The 18280-nt window shown below is 41.1% G+C and carries 15 protein-coding genes; 8 read left to right on the forward strand and 7 right to left on the reverse strand.

All coding sequences use genetic code 11. The features are described from left to right. Positions 1–223: 223 nt before the first annotated feature. A complete protein-coding gene (locus ISG33_RS09200) occupies positions 224–604 on the forward strand; it encodes a DUF4174 domain-containing protein (protein ID WP_195733307.1) in 381 nt (126 codons plus the stop codon). 18 nt (positions 605–622) lie between these two features. Here ISG33_RS09200 and ISG33_RS09205 read toward each other — a convergent pair whose 3' ends face one another. Then, on the reverse strand, positions 623–1291 hold the full coding sequence (locus ISG33_RS09205) for a glutathione S-transferase family protein (RefSeq protein ID WP_195733308.1): 669 nt from the start codon (positions 1289–1291) through the stop codon (positions 623–625). A 282-nt stretch (positions 1292–1573) separates the two neighbouring features. Between ISG33_RS09205 and trxC the strand changes: the two genes are divergently transcribed. Both trxC and ISG33_RS09215 read left to right on the forward strand, forming a co-directional pair. Next, the gene (gene trxC / locus ISG33_RS09210) at positions 1574–2008 is read left to right on the forward strand and encodes a thioredoxin TrxC (RefSeq protein WP_195733309.1); all 435 of its coding nucleotides are present in this window, start codon (positions 1574–1576) and stop codon (positions 2006–2008) included. 60 nt (positions 2009–2068) lie between these two features. Then, on the forward strand, positions 2069–3850 hold the full coding sequence (locus ISG33_RS09215) for a cation:proton antiporter (RefSeq protein ID WP_195733310.1): 1782 nt from the start codon (positions 2069–2071) through the stop codon (positions 3848–3850). 56 nt (positions 3851–3906) lie between these two features. On the opposite strand, the gene ISG33_RS09220 is transcribed toward ISG33_RS09215, so the two are convergent. Genes ISG33_RS09220 through ISG33_RS09230 form a run of 3 tightly spaced genes read right to left on the reverse strand, consistent with a single transcriptional unit; the run spans position 3907 to position 5221 of the window. Then, the gene (locus tag ISG33_RS09220; protein WP_195733311.1) at positions 3907–4443 is read right to left on the reverse strand and encodes a hypothetical protein; all 537 of its coding nucleotides are present in this window, start codon (positions 4441–4443) and stop codon (positions 3907–3909) included. Positions 4444–4446: 3 nt separating this feature from the next. Further along, a complete protein-coding gene (locus tag ISG33_RS09225) occupies positions 4447–4668 on the reverse strand; it encodes a helix-turn-helix domain-containing protein (protein WP_195733312.1) in 222 nt (73 codons plus the stop codon). A 55-nt stretch (positions 4669–4723) separates the two neighbouring features. Further along, positions 4724–5221, reverse strand: a complete 498-nt coding sequence (locus ISG33_RS09230; protein ID WP_195733313.1) for a hypothetical protein — start codon at positions 5219–5221, stop codon at positions 4724–4726. Positions 5222–5500: 279 nt separating this feature from the next. Here ISG33_RS09230 and ISG33_RS09235 point away from each other — a divergent pair, with 279 nt between their 5' ends. The 3 genes from ISG33_RS09235 (at position 5501) to ISG33_RS09245 (ending at position 7561) form a co-directional block, all read left to right on the forward strand. After that, positions 5501–6130, forward strand: a complete 630-nt coding sequence (locus ISG33_RS09235) for a hypothetical protein (protein WP_195733314.1) — start codon at positions 5501–5503, stop codon at positions 6128–6130. A 141-nt stretch (positions 6131–6271) separates the two neighbouring features. After that, complete coding sequence (locus tag ISG33_RS09240; RefSeq protein WP_195733315.1) at positions 6272–6718, forward strand: DUF2141 domain-containing protein; 447 nt, start codon at positions 6272–6274, stop codon at positions 6716–6718. Positions 6719–6826: 108 nt separating this feature from the next. Further along, entirely contained in the window at positions 6827–7561 is a 735-nt protein-coding gene (locus ISG33_RS09245) for a 2OG-Fe(II) oxygenase (RefSeq protein WP_370545313.1), read from the forward strand. Positions 7562–8823: 1262 nt separating this feature from the next. On the opposite strand, the gene ISG33_RS09250 is transcribed toward ISG33_RS09245, so the two are convergent. The 3 genes from ISG33_RS09250 to zapE all read right to left on the reverse strand — a co-directional run bounded on the left by ISG33_RS09250 (position 8824) and on the right by zapE (position 16708). Next, positions 8824–10680: a hypothetical protein gene (locus ISG33_RS09250; RefSeq protein WP_195733317.1), complete on the reverse strand. Its 1857-nt coding sequence runs from the start codon at positions 10678–10680 to the stop codon at positions 8824–8826. Beyond that, on the reverse strand, positions 10673–14776 hold the full coding sequence (locus tag ISG33_RS09255) for an HTH domain-containing protein (RefSeq protein ID WP_195733318.1): 4104 nt from the start codon (positions 14774–14776) through the stop codon (positions 10673–10675). Before ISG33_RS09255 ends, ISG33_RS09250 begins: the two co-directional genes overlap by 8 nt. Before the next feature lie 450 nt (positions 14777–15226). Further along, the gene (gene zapE / locus ISG33_RS09260) at positions 15227–16708 is read right to left on the reverse strand and encodes a cell division protein ZapE (RefSeq protein ID WP_229333516.1); all 1482 of its coding nucleotides are present in this window, start codon (positions 16706–16708) and stop codon (positions 15227–15229) included. A 525-nt stretch (positions 16709–17233) separates the two neighbouring features. Here zapE and ISG33_RS09265 point away from each other — a divergent pair. Then, a complete protein-coding gene (locus ISG33_RS09265; RefSeq protein WP_195733320.1) occupies positions 17234–17683 on the forward strand; it encodes a hypothetical protein in 450 nt (149 codons plus the stop codon). Between the two features lie 194 nt (positions 17684–17877). Beyond that, positions 17878–18252, forward strand: a complete 375-nt coding sequence (locus ISG33_RS09270; RefSeq protein ID WP_195733321.1) for a hypothetical protein — start codon at positions 17878–17880, stop codon at positions 18250–18252. Positions 18253–18280 lie beyond the last annotated feature (28 nt).

An 18280-nucleotide genomic window follows, 5' to 3' on the forward strand; every position in this document is an offset into this window, starting at 1 on the left:
AACTAAGTATCATTAATGTATATAAAATAGTGTAAAAATCCACCAAGAATAAAATGATACGCATAGAGTGGGTATTCGTATCTACTTTTTCACGATCTTTACATTCGAATAATGGAACGGTGAGAGTATGAAAAATGGTTTGCGGTTTACCTGCTTCGTAATTTGTGCGCTTTTGTGCCCTGTAGTTGCTGCTATATATACTGTTGAAACTAAGGAAATAGAGATGCGTCAACTTTCCGATTTTCAATGGAAGCACAGGGTAGTGGCTTCGGAATGGCCAGCGGACAAGCAAGCACAAAGAGAGCTACTGCAATTATTAACTCGTTTATCGGAAGATCTTAAGGAAAGAAAATTATACTTCTTCTTTTTCAGTGGCGAACTTGGCTATGAGCTTAGTCTCTATCTCAAGGAAAATCAGCCGCCGTCGTTTGAGCCTATATTGAATAAGAAGCTTGAGGAGGCCTTACACAACCAACGAAAGCAACATCACACTGTGTTGATCGGGCTCGATGGTGGCCGGAAACAGGTTTACGATAGCTTTAACTTGGAGGCTATCGTTGCTGATATCGAGCGAATGCCCATGCGTAGAGCAGAGCTCAAATAGTATTGACTATATTTTTATTCACTTCTTCCCAAATGCCTTAGCAAGGTACTCGCTAAACGCCGGCTGCGCAGCTTTGCGTTCTGCTGCAACTTTTTGTACTTCAGGCATGGCGTTGAGTTTGTTCATTAAGTCTTTTGCGCCCGGAGCCTCATCTAAAAGATCGACATCGAATAGTTTTTTCGCTACCGACGACGCTAGATCTGCCGAGTATAAAAAGAAAATATCAGCGGCCGTAAGCTTATCGCCAGCGATGTAGGGACCAAAACTTGCTGCGCGGCTTAAGGCCTGCATACCGATATACAGCGCACGCTTCACTTCTTTCTTAGTTACTTCATGCACGGGAACACCCCAGAAGGCTTCGGTATGGCAACGCCGTGCAGGCAACTCAATATATAGCTCAATCATTTTGACGAGTTCTTTGATGCGGGCTTGTTCATAAGAAGAACCTGGATATAAGGGATGCTGTTGGTTGAGGCTATCAAGGTATTCCATGATGACATTTGTTTCTATTAGTATGCCGTCACTTGTTTGTAGAGCTGGCACCTTGCCAGTAGGACAAACGGCTAAATACTCAGGGCTTTGATTTGGGTAAGTGAGTACTGCTTCGTAATCAATCCCTTTTAAATCCATCGCTAGTTTTAGCATGTTGTAGTAGTTACTAACATCAAACCCGTATAGTTTCAGCATTACTTTCTCCAAATCATTAATGTATTCATAAATTTGGCGTGAAAGGGCAACATTTGCAAGTTTGAAAGAATGATGGAGAACTATCATTGCAGTGAAGTTTGTTTAAGCGCGCTCTTGCAAATAGAGTACTGTTGTGTGAAGTTTTTAGAGGGGATTTTCGTTATATTTACATCTTATACCGAGTGACGAAACTCAAACAAATGCCTATAATCAACCCGGATCTGAAATAGAAAAGTTATTAACAGGTCTTATAGTCTTTCCACTACTTTCAAGGTTTAAAAAATGCACATTGTTTGTGAACACTGCGGTGCTACCAACCGAGTTCCCGAAGATAAATCATACACCGATGCCAAATGCGGAAAGTGCGGTGAAGTTGTATACGCTGGCTCACCCGTAAGTTTGGATGATAGTAGCTTTTATCCTTACATTGAAAAGAACCATGCCCCAGTTATTGTTGATTTTTGGGCTAGCTGGTGTGGTCCTTGTAAAGCCATGGCGCCGGTTTTCGAGAAAGTCGCGACCGAATCAAACAGTATTTTGTTTGCAAAAGTGAACACTGAAGATGCTCATGCAGTGTCAGCAGATGCAGGTATCCGTTCGATACCAACCTTGATCTTCTTTCATAAAGGAAAGGAAATTGATCGCATTTCTGGAGGCTTGGGCGAAATGCAGCTAAAGCAATGGATAATGCAAGCGGTAAACAAATTAACATCCTAGACTGACAAAGATAAGTACGTTATAACTGGTTGAATAATTTCACAATAATGAGCGTTAGCATTGGATAATCTAATTATACCTTTAGTCGTTGTTGGCTTGATTTCGATAGCTTGTCAGTTTTTAGCTTTCAAAATAAAGGTACCAGCGATTCTGCCGCTGCTGGTTGCTGGTATAGTTGCAGGGCCGGTCACTGGGCTTATTGATGCAGACGCTTTGTTTGGCGATCTCCTCTTTCCAATTGTATCTCTTTCAGTAGCGATCATACTCTTTGAAGGCGCACTTACCCTAAAAACGGGTGACATTAGTGGGCATGGCTCAATGGTACGAAATCTATGTACTATTGGCACCGTAGTTACCATGCTAGTAGTTGCACCTGCAGCCCATTTTGCCCTTGATTTGTCATGGGAAATGTCTTTTCTGTTAGGCGCTATCGTTACTGTGACTGGTCCTACGGTTATCGTACCGATGTTACGGACGGTAAGGCCAAGCACTAAAATAGGGAACATATTGCGTTGGGAAGGGATTGTCATCGACCCAATCGGCGCACTGCTGGCGGTGCTCGTTTTCGAATATATTGTGGCAACGCAAAATGCGGTTTCGCACACACTCTTTGCTTTTGGTATCACCGTATCTATTGGCTTTGGTATTGGCATTGCCGCAGGCTATTTTATGGGCCTAGCGCTAAGAAAACATTGGATCCCGCATTATCTTCGCAACACGGCTGTATTAACAATTATGCTTGGAGCCTTCGCTATCTCGAACGTGATGGCACATGAATCTGGTTTATTAACCGTTACCATTATGGGTATGTTGCTAGCTAACATGAAAGATGTGGAAGTGGACGACATACTTGAATTTAAAGAGACTTTAAGCGTGTTACTCATTTCGGGTCTATTTATTTTATTGGCCTCGCGCATTGAATTAAGTGCCATTTTGAATGTGGGCTGGGGCGCAATTATTGTGCTTTTGGCGGTCATGTTCATAGCGCGTCCCGTGGGTGTGTTTTTGTCATCATTTGGCACTGGCTTGACTGTAAAAGAGCTCAGTTTACTCGCGTGGATTGCGCCGCGCGGTATTGTTGCAGCAGCAGTGTCGGCCTTATTTTCTTTGAAGTTGGAAGCCTTAGACTATGCGCAAGTAGACGTGTTAGTACCTATGGTGTTTTTAATAATCATTGCCACTGTTGTGGTACAGAGTCTAACAAGCGCAAAGGTAGCTCAATGGCTAGGTATGCGTGCCCCTGCACCAAATGGTTACTTAATTTTTGGAGGGGCGCAGTTTAGTCGCATGTTTGCGAAAGAACTGATGAATCATAATATTCCGGTATGTCTGGCCGACACTAACTGGGAAACTATAAAATTAGCTCGAATGGACGGCGTGCCCACTTATTTTGGCAATCCAATGTCGGAACATGCCTCACGAAACCTAGATTTAACCGCTTTTGGCTCGGTACTGGTGATGTCTCCTTATCGCCAACTCAACCCGCTGGTGACGTATCATTTCGAGCACGAAATGGGCAAGGGCTCTGTGTTGGGCTTGAGTAATAACGAAGCGCAACAAAGGCCAAGTCATCAAGTGTCTGAATCGTATAATAAAAAATTAGGTTTGTTCGCAAACGATGTTACCTATGGTCGTTTGGCTGGGCAAACCTCTAAAGGGGCGGTTATCAAAACTACGGGTATCACCGACACCTTCAGTTATGATGCTTATAAAGAAGAATATAAGGATCGTTGTCTACCACTGTGCGCTATTGATGCTGACGGAAAGTTACAAATATTCACTACGTCAAATAACCTGCTACCAAAAGCGGGCTGGCAAGTCATCAGTCTTATTAGTAATTGAACATTTGAAAATGCAACTTGTGATTGTGAGCACAAGCTGCATTGGCTTACAGATCGTTAAATGGCTTCATCATCGACTTTACTTCTTAGCGCAAGCACTGCGCTTCGAGCAAACTCAAATAATGCGTAAATCGTTATGCAAGCTACCATTAGTATGAATGCACCTTCAAAAACAGTATTTGGCCAGTCATCAGCCGCTATCGAGTACAATAGGATGGCGAAATACAGAGCCCACGTAATTGAGGTAGTGCTTTTGGCCATTTTTATCTCTTTTGTCCACTTTCTTTCGATCTCATTAAAATGGGTACCCTCTCCTGAACCAGACTGATCATAGGCCCAACTTTTAGCCTCTACTACCGACTCGCCTGCAAGCAGAGAGATTCGCATTTCTCCTTGCATCATCGAGAGAACTTCGACTCTTACGGTGATCTGCTCCAACGACGGATCAAGCTCAATGATATGATCGTTTTTAAATTTCCAATTGAAGGACTCAGAAACAAGCTTGTTGTTTATGAATACTTTTTCCGATCCGACATATCCAAGTTCCACTTTTATATCATAGCCCTTATAGCTAAAACTGAGCGCTGTCATCATAGTTTAGTTTCCTTGTTCTTCATTGGTCTGGTACTCAAGAATGTCGCCAGGTTGACACTCAAGTACTTCACATATTAATTCTAGTGTACTGAAACGTATCGCCTTGGCCCTGCCAGCTTTCAATACGCTTAGATTTTGAGGTGTAATTCCAATTTTCTCAGCCAATGTATTCAGTTTCATTTTGCGCTGAGCAAGCACTACATCAAGATTCACGATAACTGGCATAAGCCCCCCTTAGCCACATATCCAGTTCCAACTGTAAAAATGCAGCTGATAGTTTTCATATTATAAACTTGCTCTCATCTTCCATATCTCGCGCCACTTTGAATACCGCGGCTACCATGTGCAGAGCGTATCCAGCAGCAAAGCCAACAAGATTTACATGTTGAAGATAAGTGACAATATCAAGTTCAGCGTCTGGATCTCCCGAGCTTGCTACGAAGCTAACTGAAAAGTGAACTGCAGGCTCGATGACCAAAGAAAACAGCATAATTAACCGAGCTAAGGTGGTCACTAAGAACAGATTTTCTTTGGTAAACAAATGCATCTGCATGTAGCTTTGGATAATTTTTTTGATAAATAGGAAAAACACAATACCTGCGGAGGCGTGAAGAACTATATTGAGAAATACAGGGCTTTCGACGAGTTTATGGGCTTTATTATCAATAATTATCGCTATAAGAGCCACCCAGCCTACAAAGGCTAAAAACCCGAGATAAAAAAGGTATTTGTTCACCACTTTACTGTGTTGTTGTCCATACTTTTGAAATGCAATCATTGTATTCTCCATCAGTTTGATGAGACTACTCTAATTATTTTAATTTTATATTGCAATAAAAAATTAATGATAAACGATAAATAATTATCTTTTTTTGGGGTTTTTGTGTTCTCGCGCGATAGTTGTAAGGAATTCAGCAAGTACAAACTATTACTCGAAATTCCATAGCTAATCCTCTATCATATCGCTACTCTCAAGTACGCTTGGAGCATAAATATTTTGTTTGAGGCAAGGTGCCTTAATGTATTTTAAACAACTACCCCACAAGGACGTTTTACTATGCGTAAATCTCTAATATCATTTGCTGCTCTCGCTCTTTTTAGCGCAAACCTTATGGCGCAAGAAGATAGCGACTATACTCAATATTATAATCCTAATGGTTGGAGCTATAACATCGCTTTGTCTCATGTTGGATTGGATTCTGATACCGCAGGCTCTCAAGGCATCGAGGATACAGCTATAGCTATTGGCTTTGGTTTTAATTACCGTGAGTCAAGCTGGGTAACCAGCATTGATGCTGACTTTATCTTATACGATGACAACAATGAGTTTTCTGAAGTTGTGGTTGGCGATGGCCTTTTCAATAACGGTGACATTTCTACAGAGTCGTCAGAAGCCTCTGCGCTGGCATTATCTGTCGCGACTGGTTATGAGTGGCGTTTTGGTCAAGACGACCGAGCTTCTGCTATTTTGCAAGGCGGTTTTAGTGGCGTTTTTGCATCAGAGCGTTCAATTGCTAATTGTTCAAATTGTGGCTCGCAAGATATCGACATTGATGGTGGTGCCTTCATCGGTGGCAAACTCGCCTTCAATCAAGAGAGTTTTTCTGTTGGCTTAAATGTGCGCCAGTATGTTTCAGGTGACGGCCTATCAAGCATGGTTGGTATCGTGTTTGACACTCAATTCTAATTAGCGGTTGTTTTTACCTGTCGTGAAATAAAGAGGCGAATAGGCCGAAAGTCACATTTATACAAAAGTACATCTGGCACATTCGCGCGTACTATGAGTTGAGTATTCTAATCCTGTCAACTAAACAACAGGAAACGACAAATGAAAACACTTAACACACTAGTTCGCACTACTTTATTGGCTTCAACACTTACTCTTGCTGCTTTTGCCTCACAGGCTAGCGAGTTGGAAGTGAACTTTATCAATATCGACCGTCCAGTAGGTCAACTATTAGTGGCGATATATGATTCCGAACAGGCCTACACTGAAAAAGCAACTCCGTTAAGGTGGGCAAAAGCTGAAGCTGTCGGCGATACCGTAACCATGTCTTTTGATGATCTTGAAGACGGTACCTATGCACTCATGCTTATTCACGATATTAATAGCAACGGAAAAATGGACATCAACGCTATGGGCTTGCCACAAGATGGTTATGGTTTCAGCAATAACGTGGGTATGTATGGATTACCGCCATTTGAAGCCGCTTCTTTTGAGGTAAAAGAGTATGCGAGCATTGATGTTGTAGTAAGAAAGCCTGTTAATTTGTAAACTTTGCTTAAAGCTTCTACAGAACACTACCGATTATCTGGGTTCGAGTAATATCGAACCCAGGTTTCTTTGTTTGATGGTAAATACACGGTTATCATCACACTACTTATGCTCGATAGGGTAACTCAAAACTCATGCAGGTTGTTAATGTGGTTAAATAAATCAAAAGTGAGCAAAGAAGCAATGAGCGCTTACAGAAAAGCGCTATCAACATCTGTTCCCCGACATGTGATTATTGATAATTTGTTTGCAACCGCCATGCTTGATCAGGTTGTAGAAGCTTTATCTGAGCCACACCACTGGCAAACTCAACAGCACACTTATTCAGCGTTATATGTTGATGACGAGCAATGGCAAGGAGCGATTGAGAGTGAGCGCTTTGTAAAACGGGATCGCTGGATAGCTAATAAAGCGAGTGCAAATAGTGGTGCAGATAAACTTGCAACTGAGTTTTTAGCGTTCTTGCGAAGTAACGAGTTTATGTCTTTTCTGTCAACGGTATTCAAAGTGCATATTAGCGACTTGAATCTTGCAGACCCTAAGCTTAATAGCAATTACTTTCGTTTGAAGCCCGGTGATTTCGTAAATGAGCATGCAGATGACTCACCCGGTAGAGAAATTTGTATGCTCTTGTATCTCAACAAAGCTTGGTGCAAGGGTGATGGTGGTGAACTGGTTTTTTCAGGAAAGGATAATGAATTAGTCAATATTCCTCCCGTGTATAATCGTTGCGTTTTGTTTGACCCGTCCTCAGAGGGTTCAGAACACTGGGTGAACGCAATGGCCTCATCTGGTAACGCTAGTTATCGATACAATGTGACTAGTTGGTACTGGACGGAGTAGGGTATTTGGAGACATATTTTGAACTAGCCAGCCTCGGGTAAGATGAGTTAGTTATGATTTAGTCTGATACTAAAATCAGTAGCTAAACGTAAACATTGCTGTATCAATTAGTTGAGCGTCACTATCCAGACTTTCAAGCGCAGTTCTCTCATCAAGGAAAGTCGTTGCCACATCATCCAAAAAACTTTAACTTTGGCGCTTAACACATGGGGAGCATAAGGGGCTTGAACATTCCATATTCTGAGGAAAGACGCTTTATATCTCTTTATAGAGATTTCATTACTAACAGTCAGCTTGCTCATTCACCTTAACGACAAAGATCTCGCAAATCTCACTGATACCAACAAATAGCAAACACAAAACTACCCGCAAATGCAGCTGTCATGCACGCTAGTCTATAATGTTAATTTGCCATATACTCAGCAGCAAATTAGACAAGGAGGGTTCTTACACTATGTTTATGCTTTCAACACTCGCCTTTCTTTTATTTATCCTTAGCATTGGGGCACTACTCGGGATATTTGTTCTTTGAAATTCTACTAGAAAGCATTATGGCTGTATTCGAGTTTATCGGTTCGATATTCAATTTTTAGTGCTGCTTGGCTAAAGCAATTTATAACAAGGCAAACCAGTTCGCAGGTATCGCTGCCGGACTCACTAGCGCTCATCGCTTCCCTTACGCAGTGTTTTTTTAAAGAAATTGATCAAGTAATTGCCAATCCCTGAGCTCATTTCATTCCATGGTTAGTTTGTCTTTTTACTTCTCAATAAATTGAGCTGACCCCACTTATTCCGCGGCTTGACCCAATGCATTAGCTCAAAACCGAATACCCAAGACTTCGCGACTTAATTCTAGAAGAGTATGGTTTAGTCCTTATGCATCCGGAGACATCTTTATTATCAATGGGCGTCCTCGACATGTTGCACCAAATATTGAATGGCTAACCGAAGATAAACTGTTTATTGATAGAAGTATTCGAGGGGACGAATTCAAAGCCAGTAAAAGCTGGAGGCGGAATTTCAATGACGTAGAAGTGAGGTATCGAGACTACGATCAGCTACCTCTTTTTAATTGAAATTCAGCATGATTATTCGAATTCGTGGGTGTCCGCAATGCGAACTATTCAGAACTTGAGTGTCAGCAAGTGAGACAAAGCGGAAATTGAGAGTATTTCTAAGTTAAAAGATTTTTCAACGGCTCATAGGTCTGGTTTGTACGTGAAGCGGACGGTCGCCCTAACTCGTTATTGGAAATAAACGATTTAGTAAGAAGCTTTTAAAACTTCTAATGACCGCGAACATGTATAGTAAAGGTATGGTTCTAGAACACACAATTCTGTTAGCATCGCTAGAAGTGATCCCCTAACTCCATCATTTAGATCCAAGCAAACTATCTCAAAAGCCCATTGCCCAATGAACTCAGCCCACTCTTCTTTATCATCAAAGGCTGCTGCTGACACCATCCCCACCCCGAAGATGTGTTCAGGAGAGCCATTAGTGTCCAAAAAGTCTCTATAGACACGACTCAATATCATTACTGATCCTGCAAGCTTCTTACTTCTGAGATTAGCTGCTACTGTCGCCAAACCATTTAATAATTGATAAATTATATCTTTATTCACATCACCTTCAATTTGATGCTGTGTACTTTCCAATAAGGATGTTGCAAGCTCTGCATACTTAGAATCAACTTTACAAATCTGAGTCAAATTTATTAATGCAGTAAAAGCCTCTAAAGAAGCTGTGCCAACAAGCTTTTCTTCCAAGTTTTTCCTGACATCATCTGGAATAACGTTAGGTTCAATATTTCCTTCAAGTGGGCCAGAGAAAAAAGCATTCAAAGGCAAAGGCTTTTCCTTTTCCAATATTTGCCGCAACTTGTTAGAAAATATTTGGTTGTCGCAGGTATTAAGCGCGCCAATCAGCCTTCCATTAAGCTCATCTTGTAACTGTTGAGCTGAAATGTATTCGGGTAACCACCTTGGTTCACACCTCAAATCAATAAATGTTTGGCAGTAAAAAACAAGTCCTCTTTGTTCCATCGCCCACTTCTGTACATCACTAAACTGGAAGCCATATTCAACGGCTACTTTGGCTATTAAAGAAGCTTGACCAAAAGCTGCAAAACGCCTGTAGAAAGAGGGCTTTTCTTTAAATATGGATAGTCGGGATAACTCTCCATCGACAAAAACAAATAGAGCACTGATGAGTTTTATTTGCTCATATGTTTCTGGTGATATTAAGCAATCAAAAGCCGCACTAATTTCTTGTTCAAAAGCTCCAGCTTTGTCGGCTAACCCCACTTCCATGCATCCAATTAACATAAATGGGTTTTGCCACTGAATTGCATCCTCTATAAGTGACTTGAACAAGTCATCATCCAGCTTTTCTTTAGCAATGGCTCTTGATATCGAGGAGTTAGCACAAGCTATAAAATTTAAAAAATTAGTGTCCTTATCTTGAAAATGCTCAACCAATTCATTTTCGCAATAGTCAACGATATTTTTACTGCCAGAGTAAACGCCAATAAGTCTTTCATAGTACTTGAGGCTTCTAGGCACCAGAGTCTCAATTCTGTTAACGCGTGTTTGTCCTTCATGCCCTAAGACTTGCTCTAGGTAAGTAGGTGTAAGTCTGAGATCTGCAATAAGTTCGGCGGCATCTTCATCACTTAATTCATCGCGTAAAATGGATATCCACTTTTCCGAATCAGCTACTGGTAACCTATATTTTTCCGCCTCTTCCTTAAATAGCTCTATTCGTTTATCACTGTCAGGGTTTAATACCCAAAAGAGATCTGTATTAAATTCCTCTTCTTTTCCTGTAATTTTTGTCGATATCGAAGCAGCTGAACCTACGCAAACTTCCCAATTATTATCTTGTTCACATTTAACTATTGCCGAACCAATTTTAGAAGCATATGCCTGACGCACGCTTGTCATGATGACAGCCCTAGAAAAAGAAGCTGCTGAGCCGCCAAAGGTTATGGTCGCATCTGACACAAGATCAATATCTTTACAAAAATCAGTATCTTTTAAAATTTCGGCTCTTATAGATTTGGGATACACTCTAAGTAAATGCGCTGCGATATATGCCTTTTCCTCATAGTTTCTATCCATTGCGCTTATCCTGCAACTGGCCTAGATCAGTTTCTACCGCATTTTTAATAAACCCCTTTGATAAAGCCACAACAGTATTAAAGCTAATTGAGTCATCATTTTTTAATGGCTGCAATACATAATCATTTAGCCACTTTTCGTACTCTACTTTTCTATCAGTCTCATCAAATTCAGTCGAAACTATCAAAAGGTTTATTCGAAGTGATTCACCAAAATAGCCGAAGCCATCTTCATTTCTAATATCGTGACACTGTGCCCAAGATCTAAAGTCAATCAAGTCATAGAGCCAATTGGACCTAGCTATGCATTCATCGATGGAAATGTTTTCATTCCATTGCCTCTTCAGGATATCTGATAGCTGTTTCAAAGTGTTATTTAGCCAATGAGCATCCCTAGGCAACTTAATCAAGCCGCTTATTTTTAAGAGAGATAAATGCTGCTTTACCAACAAAAGCTCTTTGTCCGGACGAAGAACACCATCTTTTACATTGGACTTGTCCAAATGATACTGCACCTCTTCAGAACTAGCTGTAATAACACCAAACCCTGACTCCCTAAGTTTTGCCCTATAAACATACTTATCTTCTGCACTTATTTGCCCTTTTAAATGAAGAGTTTCCAATAAATCCAAAGTTGTAAATACTGGTTCGGTCTTCTTTCCTATTTGGATGTTTGCGTTCTGGTTTATCGTTCTATCATCAATCAACACTCCGCCAGTAATACACTCTTTGTGAAATAGCTCACTTATTGGCGTTGATTCAATACGATGTCCCCTCCGCTCGGATGCATCCAACATTTCAGACAACGTAACTTGGCCAGTCTCAAGCCCAGCTTGAAAAGCTACTTTAATCTTATCTAGAACCGAGTCCGCTTTTTGGATAGTAAAATCAAAGTTTCGCAGAGCCTTATACCTCCTATGAACCTCTGAATGTACGTACAATTTGATGCCCGTATCCTTAAACTTATCTAAAACACCTAGAGCCATTAAATAGGTTACAGACAGTGAGTCTAAATACACTGAAGCTGAATCAGAGAGTTCAGGCTCCTCTGGCCAAGTTTCACCGTGTTGCTGTTGTTTTAAGTAATGAACCGCACCGCTATGCTCAGTGTCAGTCAATAAAGAAAGTTCTTTAAGCTTCCCAATCAACGTCACACACGAAACTAAGTTTTTATGGTGGGGAGAAAGGTCAACCTCCTCCTGCCTAAAACTACCTACATGATAAGCAGGATAATGGCTTACAACTACACATTGATGCTCTACTGTTTCCCCGTTCACCGCAGTTTCTATCAACATGGCGAGTTCATCACCAACGCTCAATGCTAGCTTAGGGTCTTCAATAAGGCGGGTAGGGGCTACTTGAATACAGTCATCTAATATCAAGCTTTCAAAGTTTTTAGCTTTCGAAATTTGACTTGGTTGATGGAAAGCCACTTTTTGCTTTTCTTCATATAGCCACATTAGCAAAGAATGAGCGATTACAATTTTAGGAAATACTTTGAAGAAAGGGTCTAGAAGTCCTAAGTAGCCTATTGTAAGTACACTTGATACATCCACCGTAATCGATTCTGCGTCTATAAATTTTTCTTCTCTTAAGCTGTGAAATGTTGCAATTGCACTTTTCTTATGAACGCTATTGTTTTTTGTATTTTCAAAAGGCTGTATTAAATAAAAATCAGAAAGACTTCTGTGCAATAGATCAGCTAATAAGAAAATTGGTGCCTCATTGTTTAAATATGCTTTATATACATGATCATTTTGCTCACGTTGTGCATACATCATTTCCTTCATATCTTCGAAGGAGCCTGTATGTATCGGCCCACCATTTTCTGATGATAAAACTGCTGCTCTGTTTAACCACTCAGATGAACTTTTATTATCTTCCCAACCAAGTGAAGTGGCAGTGAAATAGGCAGAAGACAGAACTTCTGGGTCATCAGGAAATTTCTGGGTAGCGAACTCCAAAATTTCTTTCGCTCTATTTGGTAACTGCGCTTTAGCTATGCTGGCAGTTTGAAGTAACTCAGCTTTGCTTAGCTCTTCCTTTTTCTCCCATCGAGCCTCTACAACAGCCGCCAATGCATCCCAATTACCGCTATAAATATTAAGATGAATGTCTAAGGTTTCGACATCTAGCCGTTCATTTCCGATTCTAGATAATTCTTCCGTTAGCTCTCTAGCACTTTTCAAATTTCCACTTCTAAACAATGACCACGCCTTGTGAAGTTTCAAAGGTTCACTTCGATCAACTATTTCCTTGTTACCTTCCAAAAACTCGTCCAATTCTATAAATTTTTCATTTTTTGAGTAAGCGTTTGCAAGGTTTATTGCATCAGCTTCTGTTTTAGTCTTTTCGAATAGCTCTTTTGCATACGATAAGAACTCATCTTTTGTTCCTGAAGCTGAGAGCATTGTTACAAGCTGGGCTAGGTCACTTACTTTTCTGGTCTCTTTATATTGCTCTATCGCCATAGCAATAGGATCTTCGCCTCTACGTGTAGCAATGATGTTTTTAAGCAGCGGCTTTTGTTCTTCAGGTACTAAGTTGTCGCTTTCCAACAAGGCTTCTGCTTCATCAACAAGCCCACAACCAGCTAAAACTTCAATTTCAAACATTGTTGCTGCGCTGGGGTTAACTCCTTTTTCAATTTGGGTTCTGTGAGTCCGAATATATTCCAATGCTTCAGTGTAACCCTTTTGCTTATGGGCAAAAATAAATCTGGCTAATCCTAGATCTCGCTTGGTTTCACCGTACAATATAGATAGCTTATCAACTTCCTTCTCAACCTTGTTGTAGTCAACATCTAAGCCAAAAGAAAACGCCAATGGCAAATACTTTAGGGAATCAATAGAATAATCAGAAAAAAAGGATTGCAGTTCCCTCTGTGCATCTTCTTGAGTTTCAGGAGTTCTCAATCTGAGCCAGAGTGAATATTGGTTTGATAACGCAGCAATATCTTTCCCAACATCACAATATATGAGTGCAGAGCAACACGTAAACATTTGCGCTGCTTTAAGTCTCAATTCAACGGATTTCGCATCGTCTGCGAGCGGGTATTTCTCTGCGGCAAACGGCACTTCTAGAACAATATTACGTCTTATTTCAGGAACGTTCACTGAGTTGGTCAACAGCGACATTGCGACTGTATAAGATAATCCAATAGATTCAATTCGAGTTAAGTCACCTAACTCATCTACCTGCTCCAGAGCTTTTTCCCACTGTTCAGCTTGCAGAAGAGAATTTAGCAACGATTGTTGGCCATCAGAGTCTAATGATCGAATTGTCAGCCCTGAATCAAACAACCATTGAATAGCATCAGTAGCTTTTTGCTTTCTCTGTTTAAGCATAAAAACTGCTGAATAACTTAAAGGCGTTGGCTTATTTAATAATTTATCTACTGCTTCAGCTTCGTTTCCTTCAACTGCGGCTATAAACGCTTCTGCAACCTCAGCCTCTTCAGTACCTGTAAGCCTTTTAGACTCTTTAAGATATGATTTGCTAAGCTCTATTTCTTCAAAGCAAATGTATCTCGACAATAGTGCTAGCGCTTTGGCTTTCAGTAAAGGGCTAGCGCCTTTCAATTCACCGTCTAATATACTGTCAGCCAACTTGGTAGAAGTTTCTTTTTTCGGGTAATTTACAAAAAATCTAAACTCTTTTATTTCACTTATTTGTTTCTCGATGCTGGCATCTTGCAAATGAGGGGCTGTAAAACCTACTTCCGTAAGTTTATCTGCGACCTTCTTAGATGTTTCATCAGATAAGTTGTCAACTAACTCATCGCTAATTTTTGAGCTTCCTAGTGCAAGTTTTTTGTACTGGAGGAATGTTTCAAAACAGTAAATAGCAATGCTTAATAATATAAGTGACCATCCCAAAGGACCGTTTGCTGTAGCTATTGGTTTTTTCCATTGCGGAAACATATCCTGATTTACCAATACCCAGTTCAGGAATTCGATCCAAAGAGGTTGGCTTAGAAGAGCCAAGCCAGTGACTAATATTGGCCCTATGACAAACTTGGCGAGTGATGGTCTGATATAGGAAAAAAGGAAGTCCAATACCTTATGTATTATGCTGTTCCAATCAATGTTCCTCATAATTCACTTCCTGACTTTTAATAGCTTGATTAAGGCTTGAATGCGACAACATAACGTTCTCTTCAATTTGGTGTAGTTAAACTGAACTTGAACCATATCATATTCTACTAACTCTATGATGTTCATAATATTTTCACAAGGTTGAATTATTTTGAGTTTTTGTGGAATTACTAGCATATTCCTAAATTGTTTTGGGGCAGAAACGAGTTGTACCTGACCGTCTGCTCCTTGTCTAAACCAGACCAAGTTGATAATGAAGAATTTTTTAATTTTTTAAAAACCTCAGAGTCCGCAATGCGAACTCTTCAGAACGTCGAGTTTACTTTTATCTTGCGCGTTACTCATCAAGACACCATCATAGAGATTGAAGCCTGCCACTTTTGCGACACAGCTAAACTCAAGCCGCTACTTAGGCATAGGTGCGGTGGTTTGCATGATAATGACCTTTCGTCATTGCCGTCCCCATTCTTTTCCACCCATTTCTACTAACCGAGACGCAGCTCGTCGAAAGGAAAAGGCGAGATCATTGGCGGACGAAAATTGTGCCAGTGACACACCAATTCGCCCCGTCGCCGACCACTCATAATATTCTCCGGCTTTGGTGCGAATCATAGTCGTCGCAAAGGAACTCGAGTTCCCTCCCTTTTCACTGACAATTAATTCTCCATCGCCATCGCTGCTGTCGACCTGCGCTTCAAAATCAACAAACAATTCGTCGAGCGGGACTTGTGCTGCCAACACCAAGCGGGTCTGAGCTTCATAACACGCATCAATGAGGGTCACGAACCGCCGCGCTTCGTTGAGGTGATTGGCGTCCAGTTGGGGAACGCGTTCTATGATGATGACCGGAAATCGGCAGCATAGGGAAATATAATCGGCCGCCCCGAGCGGTTGGTAGCACAACTCAGAAAAGTCAAACCAAGCGCAGCGGTCATTCAATCGGGCGACCTTGACGGTGCGACCAAAGAGGACAGGAATGATCTCGGCCTCCGTTCCGGATGCATTGCCACCAAATATTTCTAGCAACTGCGCCTGCACGTTGTTGCTACTGCTATTATCGCCATGAATATCATTGTTTGACCAAAAATAGGATTGACCACCCGCTCGAGTTTCGAGTCGGTAATCTACACTGGAATCCTCCATGGAAATAATGTCGAACGTTTGATTCAATATGTCGATGAATGGCAAAAAGAGGGATCGGTTGATCCCACCTTCATACAATGCCTCGGGGGGGCGATTCGAGGTGGCCACCACCACGACATTCCAATCCAATAATAGTAAAACCAGTTGCTTCAAAATCATGGCATCGGCAATGTCTGTTACTTGAAATTCATCGAAACAGAGGAGTTGGGCTTCTTGTGCCAATTGTTGCGCAATGATGGGGAGCGCATCATCTCTTGGGTGCGTTTGTTTGTAGACAAAGATTCGATGATGAACTTCTAACATGAATTCATGAAAGTGGACGCGGCGTTTGGTTATTTTTGCCTGTTTGTGAGTGTGACTGTGACTATCATTATTACAGCGAGAATGATCATCAGGAACAGTAACCGACGCGTAAAAGAGATCCATTAGAAAGCTCTTGCCGACCCCAACCGGGCCATGAATGTACATACTTCGCGGTGGTGGACCAAAAGACCACAAATAGAACTTCTTTCGAAAAAAAGACTGGGCGGATGCGAAGGATCGTGCCATTAACAATAACAGCGGACTGCTGCTTGTAGAGCTGTTCTCTTTCGGTTTGTCGATGCGTGCTGGTACTGGTGGGAGTGAGGTAAGGGACTCGTGCAGGGTATCGAGTTTTGCCGCCAGAGCGACTTGCGCGTCATCTCGTCGCACCTCCCCCGTATCCACCTTGCGTTCATACGCCGTTGTCACGGGGCCTGTCGGGAGGGACCGAGGAGTTACGCGATGTTGTGCTGTCATATTCTTCATCACGGCCTTCATCATGAACCTGGTGAGTTATAAACGTGGTAATTTAGTACGTTTGATTTCTGTATGGGTATCAAATGAATCTGTAATAGACACAAAACAGGAGTGGCAAGACAAAAATCTTAAGCTCCGCTCTTTGTCTAAACCGGAGCAGTTTCCAACAATGACTTTCCAGACTTTCAAAAATCCTCAGAGTCCGCTTTGAGAACTATTTAGAACTTGAGTGTCAGCAAGTGAGACAAAGCGGAAGTTGACTCCTTTTTTATATACTTGGACTTGAGATGTTCAGTTAACCTCGCCTGAAAAAAGCGCAAGTAGTCCATAGAGCAATATTGGCAAGTGTTTAGAAATTGTTTTGACCTTGTGATTACTATGCATGCATAGTAATCACAGAAAAAACTGCTGGGATTTATGGTTAAAAAGATAGTAAGCTGTTGATATTAAATAATTATAAGGTCGTGGCGTAATGAAAGAGTGTCGTTGTTACTATGCGATCTGCATAATAAGTTGTTAGGCATCATTTACGTTATGGATCGTAGATACGAGAAAAGAATTAATCGATATTGGGAAAAGATGGAGGCGAAGTGTCGCGATTCATTTGAGCGTCTAGACACAAACGAGTGGTTTGATCTTTGGCACACTCATCCAGATTGGGATGGAAAAGGAAACGCTCGGCCTGAAAATCGTCAACGTTGTGATGAATTGACATACGATATGTTAATGTTAGCTGAGTCTATTACTGCCCATCGTGGAAACGAAGTTCAGTGTTTCGCTCTAGTAAAGGAAGATACAATGGATAATTCAGTTTACATCCATAGCGAGAACCCAAATGATTCGGAATTTCCATTTCAATATGATGGCGTAGTTTGGGGCTATTCATCTGTGCGCCTCGAAAAGATTGTTGATCTTAAGTATCACGAAGTAGGTCTCTTCGATGGGCAGGATGAGAAAACACTATTTATCAGAAAAAATGCCTAACAAGGCAATCCAGCATCAGCCACTTCGTGGCTTGGACAGCCTAGCCGTCGCTTGTTTTGTGCATGGCTTCGCCATTAACGCACAAAACAATCAACAACTAGTCTACCGCTGATTGCGGCGTTAGTTCTCTAGTGAAAATTTTACCTTTGATAGGTTTGTCAGGTTTGGAGTTTGGAGACACGAAAGAAACATTGGTGTCGAAATTTGGCCAACCCAATTCAGTTGAGAATGAAGGTTGTGCGAATGGTTGCTCCTCAGAAATTTATAAATATTCAAATTTAGGATTAGAAGTTTACTTAGACTGCGATGCGCAATTTGTAGTCAGTGGAATTTCTGTAAGGTCTGAACAATTTACTTTAGACGGCTTCTCACCAATTAGTATGGATGAGTCTGAATTAGTTCAGGCATTTCAGGATCTTGTAATTGAAGTTAGTGACGGTAAGTTCACAGATTATACGAGCGATGAAAAAGGGCTATTGTTTTTCATGCGAGATGGTTTAGTGAAAAGAATCGATATAAGTCCAAATATTGATAAATATATGGAGATCATAAATGAGTTCGAAAACTAACAAACGATTGAACAGAGATGCCCATCTC

The sequence above is a fragment of the Marinibium conchae genome (assembly GCF_015595035.1).
Classification (GTDB): Bacteria; Pseudomonadota; Gammaproteobacteria; order Enterobacterales; family Alteromonadaceae; genus Glaciecola.

Coding starts and splice junctions, on each gene's coding strand:
- ISG33_RS09220 (WP_195733311.1), bottom strand. CDS start 4,443: ATGATGACAGCGCTCAGTTTTAGCTATAAGGGCTATGATATAAAAGTG.
- trxC (WP_195733309.1), top strand. CDS start 1,574: ATGCACATTGTTTGTGAACACTGCGGTGCTACCAACCGAGTTCCCGAA.
- ISG33_RS09240 (WP_195733315.1), top strand. CDS start 6,272: ATGAAAACACTTAACACACTAGTTCGCACTACTTTATTGGCTTCAACA.
- ISG33_RS09265 (WP_195733320.1), top strand. CDS start 17,234: ATGGATCGTAGATACGAGAAAAGAATTAATCGATATTGGGAAAAGATG.
- ISG33_RS09250 (WP_195733317.1), bottom strand. CDS start 10,680: ATGGATAGAAACTATGAGGAAAAGGCATATATCGCAGCGCATTTACTT.
- ISG33_RS09245 (WP_370545313.1), top strand. CDS start 6,827: ATGCTCGATAGGGTAACTCAAAACTCATGCAGGTTGTTAATGTGGTTA.
- ISG33_RS09235 (WP_195733314.1), top strand. CDS start 5,501: ATGCGTAAATCTCTAATATCATTTGCTGCTCTCGCTCTTTTTAGCGCA.
- ISG33_RS09200 (WP_195733307.1), top strand. CDS start 224: ATGCGTCAACTTTCCGATTTTCAATGGAAGCACAGGGTAGTGGCTTCG.
- ISG33_RS09225 (WP_195733312.1), bottom strand. CDS start 4,668: ATGCCAGTTATCGTGAATCTTGATGTAGTGCTTGCTCAGCGCAAAATG.
- ISG33_RS09230 (WP_195733313.1), bottom strand. CDS start 5,221: ATGATTGCATTTCAAAAGTATGGACAACAACACAGTAAAGTGGTGAAC.
- ISG33_RS09255 (WP_195733318.1), bottom strand. CDS start 14,776: ATGAGGAACATTGATTGGAACAGCATAATACATAAGGTATTGGACTTC.
- zapE (WP_229333516.1), bottom strand. CDS start 16,708: ATGAAGAATATGACAGCACAACATCGCGTAACTCCTCGGTCCCTCCCG.
- ISG33_RS09205 (WP_195733308.1), bottom strand. CDS start 1,291: ATGCTGAAACTATACGGGTTTGATGTTAGTAACTACTACAACATGCTA.